Source organism: Kluyvera genomosp. 2 (assembly GCF_036759865.1).
GTDB lineage: Bacteria > Pseudomonadota > Gammaproteobacteria > Enterobacterales > Enterobacteriaceae > Kluyvera > Kluyvera ascorbata_B.
Genome location: NZ_JAPKIA010000005.1, coordinates 169190 through 185143 on the forward strand (window position 1 = coordinate 169190; position 15954 = coordinate 185143).

The 15954-nt window shown below is 58.1% G+C and carries 14 protein-coding genes and 1 pseudogene; 12 read left to right on the forward strand and 3 right to left on the reverse strand.

Annotated elements, in window-relative coordinates:
- Window positions 1-76: 76 nt before the first annotated feature.
- The 10 genes and pseudogenes from hypA (at window position 77) to V6942_RS07130 (ending at window position 10825) form a co-directional block, all read left to right on the forward strand.
- Entirely contained in the window at window positions 77-427 is a 351-nt protein-coding gene (gene hypA, locus V6942_RS07085; RefSeq protein ID WP_106928255.1) for a hydrogenase maturation nickel metallochaperone HypA, read from the forward strand.
- A gap of 3 nt (window positions 428-430) precedes the next feature.
- Window positions 431-1303, forward strand: coding sequence for a hydrogenase nickel incorporation protein HypB (gene hypB, locus V6942_RS07090; protein ID WP_333501031.1), 873 nt, complete (start codon window positions 431-433; stop codon window positions 1301-1303).
- Entirely contained in the window at window positions 1294-1566 is a 273-nt protein-coding gene (locus tag V6942_RS07095; RefSeq protein ID WP_106928251.1) for a HypC/HybG/HupF family hydrogenase formation chaperone, read from the forward strand. Before hypB ends, V6942_RS07095 begins: the two co-directional genes overlap by 10 nt.
- Window positions 1566-2687, forward strand: coding sequence for a hydrogenase formation protein HypD (hypD, locus tag V6942_RS07100; protein ID WP_182930132.1), 1122 nt, complete (start codon window positions 1566-1568; stop codon window positions 2685-2687). The genes V6942_RS07095 and hypD overlap by 1 nt, the downstream gene beginning before the upstream one ends.
- On the forward strand, window positions 2684-3694 hold the full coding sequence (gene hypE, locus V6942_RS07105) for a hydrogenase expression/formation protein HypE (RefSeq protein ID WP_106928246.1): 1011 nt from the start codon (window positions 2684-2686) through the stop codon (window positions 3692-3694). The genes hypD and hypE overlap by 4 nt, the downstream gene beginning before the upstream one ends.
- Before the next feature lie 76 nt (window positions 3695-3770).
- Window positions 3771-5853: pseudogene (gene flhA, locus V6942_RS07110) on the forward strand (formate hydrogenlyase transcriptional activator FlhA).
- Window positions 5854-5909: 56 nt separating this feature from the next.
- Window positions 5910-6338: a TOBE domain-containing protein gene (locus V6942_RS07115; protein ID WP_106928242.1), complete on the forward strand. Its 429-nt coding sequence runs from the start codon at window positions 5910-5912 to the stop codon at window positions 6336-6338.
- A gap of 167 nt (window positions 6339-6505) precedes the next feature.
- Complete coding sequence (locus tag V6942_RS07120) at window positions 6506-7438, forward strand: alpha/beta hydrolase (RefSeq protein ID WP_333501032.1); 933 nt, start codon at window positions 6506-6508, stop codon at window positions 7436-7438.
- 248 nt (window positions 7439-7686) lie between these two features.
- Window positions 7687-9984 carry a formate C-acetyltransferase gene (locus V6942_RS07125; protein ID WP_333501033.1) on the forward strand — a complete coding sequence of 766 codons (2298 nt, stop codon included), beginning with the start codon at window positions 7687-7689 and terminating at the stop codon, window positions 9982-9984.
- Entirely contained in the window at window positions 9950-10825 is an 876-nt protein-coding gene (locus tag V6942_RS07130) for a [formate-C-acetyltransferase]-activating enzyme (RefSeq protein ID WP_333501034.1), read from the forward strand. Before V6942_RS07125 ends, V6942_RS07130 begins: the two co-directional genes overlap by 35 nt.
- A 116-nt stretch (window positions 10826-10941) precedes the next feature.
- Here the strand turns inward: V6942_RS07130 and V6942_RS07135 are convergent, their stop codons facing one another.
- Window positions 10942-11709 carry a phytanoyl-CoA dioxygenase family protein gene (locus V6942_RS07135; protein ID WP_106928234.1) on the reverse strand — a complete coding sequence of 256 codons (768 nt, stop codon included), beginning with the start codon at window positions 11707-11709 and terminating at the stop codon, window positions 10942-10944.
- 160 nt (window positions 11710-11869) lie between these two features.
- On the opposite strand from V6942_RS07135, the gene V6942_RS07140 reads away from it, so the two are divergent.
- Complete coding sequence (locus tag V6942_RS07140) at window positions 11870-12691, forward strand: AraC family transcriptional regulator (RefSeq protein WP_333501035.1); 822 nt, start codon at window positions 11870-11872, stop codon at window positions 12689-12691.
- A gap of 3 nt (window positions 12692-12694) precedes the next feature.
- Here V6942_RS07140 and V6942_RS07145 read toward each other — a convergent pair whose 3' ends face one another.
- Together V6942_RS07145 and V6942_RS07150 are read right to left on the reverse strand one after the other, a co-directional pair.
- Window positions 12695-13039 carry a nitrous oxide-stimulated promoter family protein gene (locus V6942_RS07145; RefSeq protein WP_106928230.1) on the reverse strand — a complete coding sequence of 115 codons (345 nt, stop codon included), beginning with the start codon at window positions 13037-13039 and terminating at the stop codon, window positions 12695-12697.
- Window positions 13040-13103: 64 nt separating this feature from the next.
- Window positions 13104-13391, reverse strand: coding sequence for a SelT/SelW/SelH family protein (locus tag V6942_RS07150; RefSeq protein ID WP_106928228.1), 288 nt, complete (start codon window positions 13389-13391; stop codon window positions 13104-13106).
- 205 nt (window positions 13392-13596) lie between these two features.
- Here V6942_RS07150 and V6942_RS07155 point away from each other — a divergent pair, with 205 nt between their 5' ends.
- Window positions 13597-15954 carry a TonB-dependent receptor domain-containing protein gene (locus V6942_RS07155; protein ID WP_106928226.1) on the forward strand — a complete coding sequence of 786 codons (2358 nt, stop codon included), beginning with the start codon at window positions 13597-13599 and terminating at the stop codon, window positions 15952-15954.

Sequence of the window (15954 nt, forward strand, 5' to 3'; positions counted from 1 at the left end):
AGTCTTTTACGACGCCATTCCATCTCTGGCATCGTTATTGCATTACATCTGCGAGTCATCAAAAACGAGAGGCGATATGCACGAAATCACGCTCTGCCAGCGCGCGCTGGAAATTGTCGAACAGCAGGCGAGACAGAACGGCGCTAAGCGCGTGACTGGCGTTTGGATCAAGGTCGGGGCGTTTTCTTGCGTAGAGACCAGCGCGATGACCTTTTGTTTTGATCTGGTGTGCCGCGGCACGCTGGCTGAAGGCTGTACACTCCACGTCGAAGAGCAGGAGGCAGAATGCTGGTGTGAAGCCTGCCAGCAGTATGTCCAGCTCGTGTCGGTACACGTCCGCCGCTGCCCACAGTGCAACAGCGACAACCTGCGTATCGTCGCCGACGACGGTTTACAGATTCAGCGAATTGAAATTGATCAGGAGTAATGTATGTGTAGCACCTGTGGTTGTGCTGAAGGCAACCTCTATATAGAGGGCGATGAACGTAACCCGCATTCGCTGTTCCGCAGCGCCCCCTTCGCACCGGCAGGCCGTCCGGCTCTGTCGATTACCGGCGTCAGAACACAAGAATTTCAGCCGCAGGCCGCGGACAACGGCGACCTGCACTATGGCCACGGAGAGGCGGGCACCCACGCGCCGGGCATGAGCCAGCGCCGGATGCTGGAAGTGGAAATTGACGTGCTGGATAAAAACAATCAGATTGCCGCACGTAACCGCGCGCGTTTTGCCGCCCGCGAACAGCTGGTGCTGAATCTGGTTTCCAGCCCGGGCTCCGGTAAAACCACCCTGCTCACCGAAACCCTGATGCGCCTGAAAGGCCGCGTCTCCTGCGCCGTCATCGAAGGCGACCAGCAAACGGTTAACGATGCCGCGCGCATTCGCGCAACCGGTACGCCGGCCATTCAGGTCAACACCGGTAAAGGCTGTCACCTTGATGCGCAGATGATTGCCGATGCCGCCCCGCGCCTGCCGCTCGAGAGCAACGGGATTCTGTTTATCGAAAACGTCGGCAACCTGGTTTGCCCGGCGAGCTTTGATTTAGGCGAACGCCACAAAGTCGCCGTGCTGTCGGTCACCGAAGGTGAAGACAAGCCCCTCAAGTACCCGCATATGTTTGCCGCCGCGTCGGTCATGCTGCTCAACAAAGTTGACCTGCTGCCGTACCTCAATTTCGACGTTGAGAAGTGCCTCGCCTGCGCGCGTGAAGTGAACCCGAATATTGAAATCATCCTGCTCTCCGCTACCAGCGGTGAAGGCATGGAGACCTGGTTAAACTGGCTGGAGGCGCAGCGATGTGCATAGGCATTCCAGGACAAATTGCCGCCATTGACGGCGTGCAGGCGAAGGTTGACGTTTGTGGTATCAAGCGTGATGTCGACCTGACGCTGGTCGGCGCAACCGATGAACACGGCCAGCCGCGTATCGGTCAGTGGGTACTGGTGCACGTAGGCTTTGCTATGAGCATTATTAACGAAGACGAGGCTCGCGATACCCTCGCGGCGCTGGAAAACATGTTTGAAGTCGAGCCGGACGTCGGCGCCCTGCTCTTTGGCGAGGAACGGTAATGCGCTTTGTTGATGAGTACCGTGCGCCGGAACAGGTGATGCAGCTCATCGCCCACCTGAAAAACCGGGCACAGCGTCTGGCCTACACCGCCGAACGCCCGCTGCGTATTATGGAAGTGTGCGGCGGCCACACGCACGCGATTTTTAAATTCGGTCTCGACCAACTCCTGCCAGAGAATATCGAATTTATTCACGGACCAGGCTGCCCGGTATGCGTGCTGCCTATGGGGCGAATTGACGCCTGCATCGAGATTGCCAGCCACCCCGACGTCATTTTCTGTACCTTCGGCGATGCCATGCGCGTGCCGGGGAAAAACGGATCGCTGATGCAGGCGAAATCACGCGGCGCGGATATCCGCATCGTGTATTCGCCAATGGACGCCCTCAAACTGGCGCAGCACAATCCGGATCGTAAAGTGGTGTTTTTCGGCCTCGGTTTTGAAACCACCATGCCGACAACGGCAATTACCCTCCAGCAGGCCAAAGCGCAGAACGTGGGTAACTTCTTCTTTTTCTGTCAGCACATTACGCTGATTCCAACCCTGCGCAGCCTGCTCGATCAGCCGGACAACGGCATCGATGCTTTTCTCGCACCGGGCCACGTCAGCATGGTGATAGGCACTCACGCCTACGGTTTTATCGCCAGCGACTACCATCGCCCGCTGGTGGTCGCCGGGTTTGAACCGGTCGATCTGCTCCAGGGGGTGAACATGCTGGTGGAGCAGAAGATTGCCGAAGCGCCTTGCGTGGAAAATCAGTATCGCCGCGTGGTGCCGGACGACGGTAATCGGCTTGCGCAAGAGGCCATTGCTGCCGTGTTTGCCGTGAAAGGCGACAGCGAATGGCGCGGCCTGGGGTTAATTAACGACTCTGGCGTGCAGCTGACGCCCGACTATCAGCGCTTCGACGCCGAAGCCCACTTTAAGCCACAGCCGCAGCGCGTCTGCGACGACCCGCGCGCCCGCTGTGGCGACGTATTGACCGGCCGCTGTAAGCCGCATCAATGCCCGCTGTTCGGTGCCACCTGTAACCCACAGAGCGCGTTCGGCGCGCTGATGGTGTCATCCGAAGGGGCGTGTGCCGCCTGGTATCAATATCGCAGTCAGGAGTCCGAAGCATGAAGACAATCCAGTTAGCCCACGGCAGCGGCGGCCTGGCGATGCAGCAGCTGATCGACAGTCTGTTTATGAAGGCGTTCGCCAACCCCTGGCTGGCGGAGCAGGAGGACCAGGCGCGTCTGTCGCTGGCTTCTCTGACCGCCCACGGTGACCGTCTGGCCTTTTCTACCGACAGCTACGTGATAGACCCCCTGTTCTTCCCCGGAGGCAATATCGGCAAGCTGGCGGTCTGCGGCACGGCGAACGACGTGGCGGTCAGCGGTGCGGTACCGCGCTATCTTTCCTGCGGTTTTATTATTGAGGAAGGGCTAGCGATGGAGACGCTGGAGGCCGTGGTCAACAGCATGGCGGCGACCGCCCAAGCGGCGGAAATCGCCATCGTCACCGGCGACACCAAAGTGGTCGGTCGCGGCGCGGCGGACAAGCTTTTTATCAACACCGCCGGAATGGGCGCCATTCCGGCGGATATCCACTGGGGCGCGGCAACGCTGACGCCAGGTGACGTGCTCATCGTCAGCGGTACGCTAGGCGATCACGGTGCGACCATTCTCAACCTGCGTGAACAGCTCGGCCTCGACGGTGAACTGCAAAGCGACTGCGCGGTATTAACGCCGCTGATTCAAAGCCTGCGGCCCATCGACGGCGTCAAAGCGCTGCGTGATGCCACTCGCGGCGGGGTCAATGCGGTCGCCCACGAGTTTGCCGCGACCTGCGGCTACGGCGTTGAAATCCAGGAACAATACCTGCCGTTAAAAGATGCCGTACGCGGCGTGTGCGAATTATTGGGGCTGGACGCGCTTAACTTTGCTAATGAAGGTAAACTGGTTATCGGCGTCAGCCGGGAGGCCGCCGATACGGTACTCGCCGCACTGCGCGCGCACCCACTGGGCGCGGATGCCGCCATCATCGGCGAAGTGACCGAACGTCGAGGCGTTCGCGTGGCCGGGCTCTACGGCGTGAAGCGCACGCTGGATCTCCCCCACGCCGAACCGCTGCCGCGAATTTGTTAACCGGCCGCTCAAGGTCAGCATTTTATTATTATTATTATTTATCGCACCCAACGCGGTGCATTTATGGGCAAGTTACATGTCGTATACACCGATGGGCGATCTCGGGCAGCAAGGGCTGTTCGATATTACCCGGACTCTTCTTCAACAGCCGGATCTGGCTGCGCTAAGCGAAACGCTGGCGCATCTGGCTAAACAGGCGGCGCTGGCCGACAGCGCAGCAATTATCCTGCTCCAGCCGGGCAACCTGCGTGCGGGCTATCATACCTCGCGCGGCGCGGGCCAACCGCTGGCCTACGAGGACGATAATATCCTGGCCAACGGCCCGGTCAGACGTCTGCTCTCGCGCCCCGACGCGCTGCACTGCAGCTACAGCGAGTTCAACGAAGCCTGGCCACAGCTGGCCGCCAGCGAGCTGTATTCGCCTTTCGGTCACTACTGCCTGCTGCCGCTGGCGGCGGAAGGGCGCATTTTCGGCGGCTGCGAGTTTATCCGTAAAGACGATAGCCCGTGGACGGAAAAAGAGTACCAGCGTCTGCATACCTTTACGCAGATCGTCGCCGTGGTCACCGAGCAGATCCAAAGCCGGGTCACCAACAACGTTGATTACGATCTGCTGTGCCGCGAGCGCGATAACTTCCGTATTCTGGTGGCTATCACCAACGCCGTGCTATCGCGTCTGGATATGGATGAGTTAGTCAGCGCGGTCGCCAAAGAGATCCACTACTACTTCAATATTGACGCCATTAGCGTGGTGCTGCGCGGCAACCGCAAAGGCAAACTGAATATCTATTCGACGCACTACATCGACGTTAACGATCCGGTGCACGATCAAAGCGAAGTTAACGAATCCGGCACGCTGACGGAGCAGGTATTTAAGAGCAAGGAGATGCTCAAGCTCAACCTCGACGAGCGCGATAAGCTGGCGCCGTACGAGCGCCATCTGTTTGAAATGTGGGACGACAAAATCCAGACGCTGTGCCTGCTGCCGCTGATGTCGGGCGACAAAATGCTCGGCGTGCTTAAGCTTGCCCAGTGCGACGAAAAGGTCTTTTGTGCCGCCAACCTGAAGCTGCTCAAGCAGATAGCGGAGCGCGTCTCCATCGCCGTTGATAACGCCCTCGCCTATCAGGAAATCCACCGTCTGAAAGAGCGCCTGGTGGATGAAAACCTGGCGTTGACCGAACAGCTGAACAACGTCGACGGCGAATTTGGCGAAATCATCGGCCGCAGCGAAGCGATGTTCAACGTGCTTAAGCAGGTTGAGATGGTTGCCCCAAGCGACAGCACGGTGCTGATCCTCGGGGAAACCGGCACAGGGAAAGAGCTGATCGCCCGCGCCATCCATAATCTCAGCGGCCGCAACACCCGCCGAATGGTGAAAATGAACTGTGCCGCGATTGCCAGCCGGCCTGCTGGAAAGCGACCTGTTTGGCCACGAGCGCGGCGCGTTTACCGGCGCCAGCACCCAGCGAATCGGCCGCTTTGAGCTGGCGGATAAAAGCTCGCTGTTCCTCGACGAAGTGGGCGATATGCCGCTGGAGCTACAGCCTAAGCTGCTGCGCGTACTACAAGAACAGGAGTTTGAACGCCTGGGCAGCAATAAGCTGATCCAGACCGACGTACGCCTGATCGCCGCCACCAACCGCGATCTCAAGCAAATGGTGCTCGATCGCGAGTTCCGTAGCGATCTTTACTATCGTCTTAATGTGTTCCCGATCCACCTGCCACCGCTGCGCGAACGCCCGGAAGACATTCCGCTACTGGTGAAGGCGTTTACCTTCAAAATCGCCCGTCGGCTGGGCCGCAATATCGACAGTATTCCGGCGGAAACGCTGCGCATCCTTAGCCAGATGGAATGGCCAGGCAACGTGCGCGAGCTGGAAAACGTGATTGAACGCGCGGTGCTGCTGACGCGCGGCAGCGTGCTGCAGCTGTCCATGCCGGAGCTGGCGTTTGCCTCAGATAACGCGGAGCCCGTTCCGGCCGCCGAAGCGCCGAAAGAAGGCGAAGACGAATATCAGCTGATCGTTCGGGTGCTGAAAGAGACGAACGGCGTGGTCGCCGGGGCGAAAGGCGCGGCGCAGCGTTTGGGGCTTAAGCGCACCACATTGCTCTCAAGAATGAAACGTCTGGGTATTGATAAAGATTCGTTAATGTAAAAACTGTGGCTATACTGACCTCTGATTCGATAACGAGTGAATGGAGGCAGTATCGTATGGCAGTTTCAGCACGTAACCAATTAACAGGCACCATCAGCGCAGTCTCAACCGGCGCGGTCAACGACGAAATCGAACTGACCCTGCCGGGCGGCGCAAAGCTGGTGGCTATCGTCACCCACAGCAGCAAAGAAGCGCTGGGCCTGGTCAATGGGAAGGAAGCCATTGCCCTGATTAAAGCCCCGTGGGTAACGCTGGCAACCGAAGACTGCGGTCTGAAGTTCTCTGCACGCAACCAGTTTGCCGGTGAAGTGACCCAGGTCACCGAAGGCGCGGTAAACGCGACCGTGCATATCAAAACCGACGCAGGCTTTGAGATTGTTGCGGTCATCACCAACGAAAGTCAGAGCGAGATGAAGCTGGCGAAAGGCAGCCGCGCTATTGCGCTGATTAAGGCTTCCGCGATTCTTATCGCCACCCGCGCGTAAGTTTTCCCCGGCGTCGCGCTGCTCAGTTGGGCTACGCGACGCCGGGAATAACACCCACCTCACACCTTCTTGTTTCTCTATTTATGAAACACCATTTTGTGAATGCATTCCCGTTCTCACAATTTAATGGATGATAAATAAGCGTTTTCCCCGTGGAGACGTTTACGATGCGCTTACCTCTGTCTGCTGCTCTTGTTCTGGCATTTTCCGCGCAGGCGGCTTTTGCCGCCCTGCCTGTCCTTTCCGTCTGGCCCAATGGCGAAGCGCCGGGGGCTAAAAACAGCCCGGTAACCTACGCGCTGGTGGAACGTAGCAAAGATCCCAAACTGCCGGATCGCGCCGTGACCGGTATCCGCGCGCCACAAATCACCGTCTACGCTCCGGCACATCCGAACGGCGTGGCGCTGCTGGTGACGCCGGGGGGCTCCTATCAGCGGGTGGTGCTGGATAAAGAAGGCAGCGATTTAGCCGCGCCGTTTAACGCCAAAGGCTACACGCTGTTTGTGATGACCTACCGCATGCCCGCCGACGGTCATGCCGAAGGGGCCAATGCGCCACTGGCTGACGCCCAGCGAGCGCTGCGCACCGTGCGCGCTAATGCCACAAAGTGGCATATTAACCCGCAAAAAATCGGCGTGATGGGCTTCTCTGCGGGCGGGCACGTGGCGGCAAGCCTTGAGACGCGCTACGACGAAGCGGTTTACTCGCCGCTCGACGATGTCGATAAACAGAGCGCACGTCCTGATTTTGTGGTGCTCGGCTACCCGGTTATTTCGATGGATAAAGCCATTGCTCACCCCGGTTCACGCACCGCATTAATTGGCGACACGCCATCCGCCGAGCAGATTAAGCGCTACTCTCCTGAGCTGAATATCACCGCTCAAACACCGCCAACCTTCCTGATGCACGCGGTGGATGACCCGTCAGTACCGGTCGAAAATTCGCTGGTGATGTTCAACGCCCTGCGCGCGCATATCGTGCCGACGGAGTTGCATCTGTTTGCCGAAGGTAAACACGGGTTTGGCATTCGCGGAACCAAAGGCCTGCCCGCCGCCGCATGGCCGGAGCTGGCGATGAATTGGGTTGCTTCGCTGCATTAGTCGCGCCTGACGGCGCTGCGCTTATCTGGCCTACAAACCCAAAAACGGCACGGACCTGTAGGCCGGATAAGGCGAAGCCGCCATCCGGCAATCTGGTTTACCACCCAGACAAAATTGAGATCTCATTTTTCCCTTTCGATCACAATAATCCAGTAAATCACCTCATTCTCTTCTGTCTCCCCGCCCCGTATTTGCCTAACGTAGAAGCCATAAGGAATGTCAGGTTAATCTCCCGAGGAGCCCGCAAAATGACTAATCGTATCCAGCGCCTGAAAGACGCCCTCTTTGCCAACCCGCGCGAAATCTCCCTTGAGCGCGCCGTCCTCTACACTGAAAGTCACCGTCAGACCGACGGCGAGCCGGTCATCATTCGCCGCGCCAAAGCCACCGCTCATATTCTTGATAACGTCGCCATCAGCATTCGCGACGATGAACTGATTGCCGGCAACCGCACCATCAAACCGCGCGCCGGGATTATGTCGCCGGAGATGGACCCGTACTGGCTGCTAAAAGAGCTGGACCAGTTCCCAACCCGCCCGCAGGACCGTTTTAATATCAGCGACGACGACAAGCGCCTGTACCGCGACGAGCTGTTCCCGTACTGGGAAAAGCGCTCGATGAAGGACTTCATCAACGCGCAGATGACCGACGAAGTGAAAGCTGCCGTCAGCACGCAGATATTCAGCGTCAACCAGACCGACAAAGGCCAGGGCCATATCATCATCGACTATCCGCGCCTGCTGAATAACGGCCTGGACGCGCTGGTTAATGAGATGCACGCCCATCTGCGCGAACAGCCGGATAACGCCTTTTACCAGGCGGTGCTGATTCTGCTGGAAGCCTCCCAGCGCCACATCCTGCGCTACGCCGCGCTGGCCGATGAGATGGCGAGCCGTTGCCCTGACCCGCAGCGTCGTCAGGAACTGGAGACCATTGCTAGCGTCTCGCGCCATAACGCCGGGCAGAAGCCGGAAAACTTCTGGCAGGCCTGCCAGCTGTTCTGGTACATGAACATCATTTTGCAGTATGAGTCGAACGCCAGCTCCATCTCGCTCGGCCGCTTTGACCAGTACATGCTGCCGTTCTGGCAGGCATCGCTGAACCACGGCGAGGACCCGGCGTTCATGCAGGAGCAGTTGGAGTCATTGTGGGTGAAATGCAACGACATCGTACTGCTGCGATCCACCAGCAGCGCCCGCTATTTCGCCGGTTTCCCGACTGGCTACACCGCCCTGCTCGGCGGCCTGACCGAAAACGGCCGCAGCGCGGTGAATATCCTCTCCTTTACCTGCCTGGATGCCTACCAGAACGTGCGTCTGCCGCAGCCGAACCTCGGCGTGCGGGTCAACGAACTGATCGACCGCCCGTTCCTGCGCAAAACCGCCGAAACCGTGCGCCTCGGCACCGGCATTCCGCAAATCTTCAACGATGAGGTCGTGGTGCCCGCGTTCCTCAACCGTGGCGTGTCGCTGGAAGATGCCCGCGACTACGCGGTGGTGGGCTGCGTCGAGCTATCGATTCCTGGTCGCACCTACGGTTTGCACGACATCGCGATGTTCAACCTGCTGAAGGTCATGGAGATCGTTATGCTGGAGCACGAAGGCGATGAGCACCTTACCTACGACGGCCTGCTGGCCAGCATTCGCGATAAAATTCGCCACTACATCAAGCTGATGGTGGAAGGGAGCAATATTTGCGATATCGGCCACCGCGACTGGGCGCCGGTGCCGCTGCTCTCTTCGTTTGTTGAAGACTGTATCGCCAACGGCAAAGACATTACCGACGGCGGCGCGCGCTATAACTTCTCCGGCGTGCAGGGCATCGGTATCGCCAATCTGAGCGACTCGCTGCATGCGTTGAAAGGCATGGTGTTCGATCAGCAGCGCATGAGCTTCGATGAGCTGCTGACGGTGCTGAAGGCCAACTTCGCCACGCCGGAGGGGGAAAAAGTCCGCGCGCGGCTGATTAACCGCTTTGAGAAGTACGGTAACGACATCGATGATGTTGATAACATCAGCGCCGATTTGCTGCGTTTTTACTGTAAAGAGGTCGAAAAATACCGTAACCCGCGCGGCGGTCAGTTTACCCCTGGATCTTATACCGTTTCCGCGCACGTGCCGCTTGGTTCGGTCGTCGGCGCGACGCCAGATGGTCGTCTGGCCGGCGAACAGTTGGCGGACGGCGGGCTGTCACCAATGGTCGGCCAGGACGGTCAGGGACCCACGGCGGTGCTGAAGTCGGTGAGCAAGCTGGATAACTATCTGCTTTCAAACGGTACGCTGCTGAACGTTAAGTTCACCCCGGCGACGCTGGAAGGGGAAAGCGGGCTCAACAAGCTGGCGGATTTCCTGCACGCCTTTACCAAGCTCAAGCTCCAGCATATTCAGTTCAACGTGGTAAACGCCGAGACCCTGCGCGAAGCCCAGCAACGACCGCAGGATTTCGCCGGTCTGGTGGTGCGCGTCGCGGGCTACAGCGCCTTCTTTGTTGAGCTGTCGAAGGAGATTCAGGATGACATTATCCGCCGCACCGCGCATCAGCTGTGAGGTGATTGAGACGCGCGCCGACACGGCGCGCATTTTCAATATCCAGCGCTATTCGTTAAACGATGGTCAGGGCATCCGCACCGTGGTGTTCTTCAAAGGCTGCCCACATACCTGCCCGTGGTGCGCCAACCCGGAGTCGATGTCGCCAAAAATTGAGACCGTCCGCCGGGAAAGCAAGTGTCTGCACTGCGCCACCTGTTTGCAGGATGCCGACGAATGTCCGTCGGGCGCGTGGGAGCATATTGGCCGCGACGTGACGCTGGAGTCTCTCGAACGGGAAGTGCTCAAAGATGAGGTGTTCTTCCGCGCGTCCGGCGGCGGGGTGACACTCTCCGGCGGCGAAGTGCTGATGCAGGCCGAGTTCGCCACCCGCTTTTTGCAGCGCCTCAAACAGTGGGGTATTCGCACCGCCATTGAAACTGCGGGCGATACCTCCCCTCGCCGCCTGCTGCCGCTGGCACAGGCCTGCGATGAAGTGCTGTTTGATCTCAAAATCATGGACTGCGCGCAGGCGCGCCAGGTGCTGAGCATGAACCAGCCGCGGGTGCTGGAGAACTTTCGCCTGCTGGTCGCGGAAGGTATTAAGGTGATTCCACGGCTGCCGCTGATCCCCGGTTACACCCTCAGCACCGATAACGTCGCACAGATTCTGGCGTTTCTGGCACCGCTACCGGTTGAGGAAGTGCATCTTCTGCCGTTCCATCAGTACGGCGAGCCGAAGTATTCCCTGCTGGCGCGTGAGTGGGCAATGGCGGGGATAAAAGCGCCGCAGGCCGACGAGATTGCGCCAATTCGGGCGAGGGTGGAACAGGCGGGGTATCAGGTGGTGATGGGGGGCTAGCCCTGCACAAAACCTGGAGGCCGGATACGGCGTTTACGCCGCCATCCGGCACGGCACAACAAATTGCCCGATGGCGCTACGCTTATCGGGCCTATAAAAAACGCTAATGCATGGCGTTATTCCACATCCAACAGCCACTTCTGCGCCGGGGTCAACCGGCTCGCCGTTTCCGGCGTTAACCAGCGGCGCTGATCCTGCTGCGCGGTATCCGCCCGGTCGATATACAGCCCGTGCAGCACGCGGCGGCGCGAGCCTTCGCGGTTCGTGGTGCCACCGTGCCACGCGTGGGCGTTGTAAATCATCACGCTGCCCGCTGGCGCAGCAAAAATCACCTCATCCGGATGCGGTGCTCCTACGTCTTTCAATACATCTTCCGGCAGCTCCGGGCGCAGGTGCGTAGCGGGGATGATACGCGGCGCGCCGTTGGCGGCGTACAGGTCATCAATCGCCCAGATAGTATTCACCAGATGCACCTTCGGGAAGTCGGGACGCGGTTTTTTCCAGTCGGCATGCAGCGGCTGATGACCGCCGTTATACAGCGCCTCACGGGCGTTGAGGCTGGACACTTTAAATCCTCCGTCAAAGATATAGCGACACGCTGACAGAATCAGCGGATGCGACCAGACCTTTTCCCAAACCACGCCCTTGTTAATCAGATTCGCCACGCGCGTCGCCGTCTCTTCCTGATGGTGTTCCACCGCCAGGTTCTCGCCTTCCAGCTCCACCAGATAATCAATACGCTCGCGCATCGCATGTAGCCAGTCGGCATCCGCCACGCCGTGCACAATCGTATAGCCCTGGGTATCCAGCTCATGTTTCATCGTGGCCGACAGTTCGCCGTTGGCGCCCAGTGCGTCCAGCCAGAATGCCGCTTGCTTGTCCATCTCGCCTCTCTTTTGTTAACCATTTCACAACATGTATGAAAAGTTACTGCACGAGCGGTCGGCATTCTGTATGAGATAGCTACACAACGCTGGATTTTTGTGTACAGCAAAATAAAGTGTGATGAGATTCAAAATCCAGAATAATAACCAGGACATGAGCATGTCAGAGCAATCCCTCGTCCCCGTGCTGGAGCAGCTGCTTGCCCGCCAGGGTGAACTGGTCGTGCGTTTTCCGCAAACGTTGCAGCCCGCACCGGAGCTGGCCATGAGCGTATCATTCCCGCGGCTGGAGATCGTATTGGACGGTGAACTGGTAGACGGCTGCCTACAGGAACCGCTTGGCCCGATGCAGGCACTGTATATACCAGGCAATCGCTGGAATGCCCCGCAGTGGCACGGCCCTGCCACCACGCTGAGCGTTCTGTTCAGTAAGCAGAAGCTGGGCTTTAGCCTGCAACGCTTCGACGGCAAAAAATTCGTTGAGATTCGCAAACAGCACGTCGCCAGGCTAGGCCCGCGAGTGGGGTCGTACCTGCTACTGGCGTTAAACGAGTTGGCCATTCGGCCGGTGATGCCAACAGCACAGATTGTCCTCAGCGGGCTGCTGAGCCACTGTATCGATCAGCTTACGCATCTGGCCGATACGGTCAGTAAAAGCAAAGAGCTGTTTCTGGCGATTCAGGAGTACATCGACGAACACGCCGCCGAAGCACTCAGCCGTGAAACCGTCGCGCGGAAGTTCCACATTACGCCAAACTACCTGTCGCACCTGTTCCAGAAATCCAGCACCGTTGGTTTTAATGAATACCTCACCGCCGTACGTCTGGAGCTGGCGAAGAAATTACTGCGCGGGTATGAACTGAAAATTAAAGAGATTGCCCACCACTGCGGCTTTGAGGACAGCAACTATTTCTGCCGGATTTTTCGCAAGCACACGGCGCGATCGCCGACGGAGTATCGCCGTCACTGCCGCACCCTGTGAGGGCTATTTTTTCGGCCGGTATTTCTCCGGCAGTTCGGGCACCGGACGCCGGTCATCAAGCAGATGAAGAATCGTGAGGATCGGATGGCGCCAGAGCATGCGCGGCCCGGCCCAGCGCATAATCTGCTTCATCTCTTCACGCTTGGCCGGCTGATAGCAGTGCACCGGACACTGTTTACAAGCCGGTTTCTCCTCGCCGAACACGCACTTATCCAGCCGCTTATCGGCATAATCGTTGAGCGCCTGATAGTGCCCGGCGTCATCCAGCGCCTGCGGGCAGCGGCGCTGATACAGCGTAATCATGCTGCTGATGGTCTGTTTTTCACGACGAATGCGATTGCCTGGCATAGTCCTTTCCTCACCATTAAAGATGCATTAATAATACACATTTAGTGATGCGTTGGCAGCCGCTTTATCCGTCGTGCTTGTCCACGTGGCCCAGCGGTTTCTCCGGGAAGCAGACGTCGCGTACCCGGCGCTTAAGCTCGGCGGCATCCGGGAAGCCCTCGTCCCGCTTGCGATCCCACACCAGCATCTCGTTCACGGTAATCGTAAAAATTCCGCCGGTTCCCGGCACCAGCGTAACGGCGGCGATATCGGTACTGAAGGTGTGCAGCAACTCCTGCGCCATCCAACTGGCGCGCAGCATCCAGTTGCACTGAGAGCAGTAGGTAATCGTAATGGCGGCTTTCTGCGTCATAACGTTCTCACAAAAGATTAAAGCTTAAAGTGTAAATAAATTGTTGCATAGAGACAGAATTATTTGCAAACATTATTGCAAATGATAATACCTATCATTACTATTCGCGTTGATAAAAATGGGACAACGTCATAACGCTTAAGGAAAAGCCGACGCTGGGAGCGTCGCGTGAGCCAATACTAATAACGATGAAGGCATGGCAACTATGTACAAATCTATTCAATCAGAGGCGTGGCACAAGAAAAGCCTACTGGTGACCTCATTGCTCGCAGCACTCTATCAGACGTCCGCGGGCGCGGCTGAAACACAGGATAAAACCGCCGCCGTAGATAGCGCGGAACAGATGACCGTTACCGCGCCCGCGCCGCTTCTCAAACCGGGTAGCCAACATGCGGTCAGCGCGCAGGAGCTGCAGGATAAAGGGGCCAACGATTTTGGTTCTATCATGCGTTACGAACCGCTGATCGGCGCAACCGGCGCCAGCGGCGGTTCAGGTAACGGCAAGAGCGGTTTCGACCGCGGCGGCTACACGGGTTATAACATCCGCGGTCTGGAGAGCAACCGCGTCGGCATCGATGTTGACGGTATCGCCCAACCGAACGCAACCGGACGCAGCTATGTCAGCCGCGCCGGGCTGAATACTTTTGGCATCGGTCGTGACTACATCGATCCGTATATGTACGGCAGCGTGGATATTCAGTCCGGCGCAACCGACACCGAAACCGCCAACACGTCCATCGGCGGTAACGTCTCCTTCAAGCCAAAATCGGCAGATGACTACCTGCATCCCGGCAAAACCAGCGCCTTCAGCTACCGCAGTGAGTATGACTCTTCGGACCGCAGCTGGCACAACGGCCTGACCGCCGCAGGCGGCGACGATACCCTGCGCGGGATTTTCGTCTACAGCCGTCGTGACGGCCAGCAGACAACCACCAACAGCACCCGTGTTGATGCTTATCCGGCAAACTGGCACTCCGACGCCTTTATGACTTCCGGGATCTGGCAACCGAACGATGAACACAAGCTGACCGGTACCCTCGACTACTACCATAAAACGAATCACACCCATTACGATGTGTGGAACGACAGCGGCAGCAAAACTATCGGCGATGCGCAGCAGACCAGCCAGACCCGCCGCTGGGGCCTGAGCCTCAAAGACGACTGGACGCCGATGAATGACGTTATCGACAGCGTCTCAACCAAAGTGTACTACCAGCACACCGAGGCACATGACCGCACCTGGATGCCAGACAGCAGCAGCGGAACGATGGAGACGGTGTACTCCAACTACGACACCGATACCTGGGGTATGCAGACGGCGCTGGCGAAAACCCTTGGCCGCCATGACCTGAGCGCGGGCTTCAATGCCAGCACCACGAAAACTCAGCGTCCGTTCAGCCAGTCGCCGATCCCGAGCGTCTACAGTGAGATCATGCAGCCGGAAGCGGACAGCCGCGATTACACGATCGCCGGTTTCTTACAGGATCAGATCAACTTCGATCTCGACAGTCACAACTTTGCGGTGATCCCCGGCATTCGCGTCGTGCATCAGTCAACCAAGCCGGAGAATCTCTCCAGCCTGACCACCAACAGCACGGTGCTGACCGAATCCTCGGTTGCCACGCTGTACGGGAAAAATGCGGATACCCAGGCGCTGCCGTCGCTGACCTTCCAGTACGACATCACGCCGCGCATGATGACCTACCTGCAGTACAAACGCGGCGCGGAATTCCCGAACACCAGCCAGTTGTACGGTTCATGGAATCTCGGTTCCAGCTATGCGGGCCGCGGCCAGTATGCGCTGATCGGCAATACCGATCTGAAAACCGAGACCAGCGACAACCTCGAATGGGGAATGAAGGGCGAAGTCACTGAAGGGATCACCCTGCGTACCGCCCTGTTCTACAACAGCTATAAAAACTTTATTGCCTACACCCGCTACACCCGCTCGAATAACCCGAGTCAGTTCACTAACGTACCGTCAAACATTTACACCATTTATCAGGCGGAAAACCGCGATAAAGCCTATATCTACGGCGGGGAGATCAGCACGAAGTTCAACTTCGGCACCTGGTTTGAACAGGTCGACGGGCTGAGCGCAACGCTGGCCTACGGCTACAGCGAAGGGAAATCGAAGTCCAGCTACTACGGCGATAAGTACGTTGATCTCGACAGCGTAGCGCCAATGAAGGCCATCGTTGGCGTCGCGTGGGATGACCCGGCGAAACGCTACGGCACCGCCCTGACCGCCACCTTTGTGAAGGGTAAGCGTGCGACTGCCACCAACCGCGAAACCTATACCAATACCGGCAGCGCAATCACCGATTCCACCAGCCAATACATGCGCGTACCGGGTTACGGCATGCTCGACTGGACGGCCTACTGGCGCGTGGCGAAGAACGTCCGTATCAACGGTGGCGTGTATAACCTGACCGACCGGAAATACTGGGACTATCTGAGCAGCCGCAATATTGAAACGTCAACAAACCAGGATGCCAACGATAAGTCGCTGGCGGTCATGCCGGGCCGCACCTGGCAGCTGGGCATTAACGTCGACTTCTGA

Coding starts and splice junctions, on each gene's coding strand:
- hypD (WP_182930132.1), top strand. CDS start 1,566: ATGCGCTTTGTTGATGAGTACCGTGCGCCGGAACAGGTGATGCAGCTC.
- V6942_RS07155 (WP_106928226.1), top strand. CDS start 13,597: ATGTACAAATCTATTCAATCAGAGGCGTGGCACAAGAAAAGCCTACTG.
- V6942_RS07135 (WP_106928234.1), bottom strand. CDS start 11,709: ATGGACAAGCAAGCGGCATTCTGGCTGGACGCACTGGGCGCCAACGGC.
- V6942_RS07150 (WP_106928228.1), bottom strand. CDS start 13,391: ATGACGCAGAAAGCCGCCATTACGATTACCTACTGCTCTCAGTGCAAC.
- hypB (WP_333501031.1), top strand. CDS start 431: ATGTGTAGCACCTGTGGTTGTGCTGAAGGCAACCTCTATATAGAGGGC.
- hypE (WP_106928246.1), top strand. CDS start 2,684: ATGAAGACAATCCAGTTAGCCCACGGCAGCGGCGGCCTGGCGATGCAG.
- hypA (WP_106928255.1), top strand. CDS start 77: ATGCACGAAATCACGCTCTGCCAGCGCGCGCTGGAAATTGTCGAACAG.
- V6942_RS07095 (WP_106928251.1), top strand. CDS start 1,294: ATGTGCATAGGCATTCCAGGACAAATTGCCGCCATTGACGGCGTGCAG.
- V6942_RS07130 (WP_333501034.1), top strand. CDS start 9,950: ATGACATTATCCGCCGCACCGCGCATCAGCTGTGAGGTGATTGAGACG.
- V6942_RS07120 (WP_333501032.1), top strand. CDS start 6,506: ATGCGCTTACCTCTGTCTGCTGCTCTTGTTCTGGCATTTTCCGCGCAG.
- V6942_RS07125 (WP_333501033.1), top strand. CDS start 7,687: ATGACTAATCGTATCCAGCGCCTGAAAGACGCCCTCTTTGCCAACCCG.
- V6942_RS07145 (WP_106928230.1), bottom strand. CDS start 13,039: ATGCCAGGCAATCGCATTCGTCGTGAAAAACAGACCATCAGCAGCATG.
- V6942_RS07140 (WP_333501035.1), top strand. CDS start 11,870: ATGTCAGAGCAATCCCTCGTCCCCGTGCTGGAGCAGCTGCTTGCCCGC.
- V6942_RS07115 (WP_106928242.1), top strand. CDS start 5,910: ATGGCAGTTTCAGCACGTAACCAATTAACAGGCACCATCAGCGCAGTC.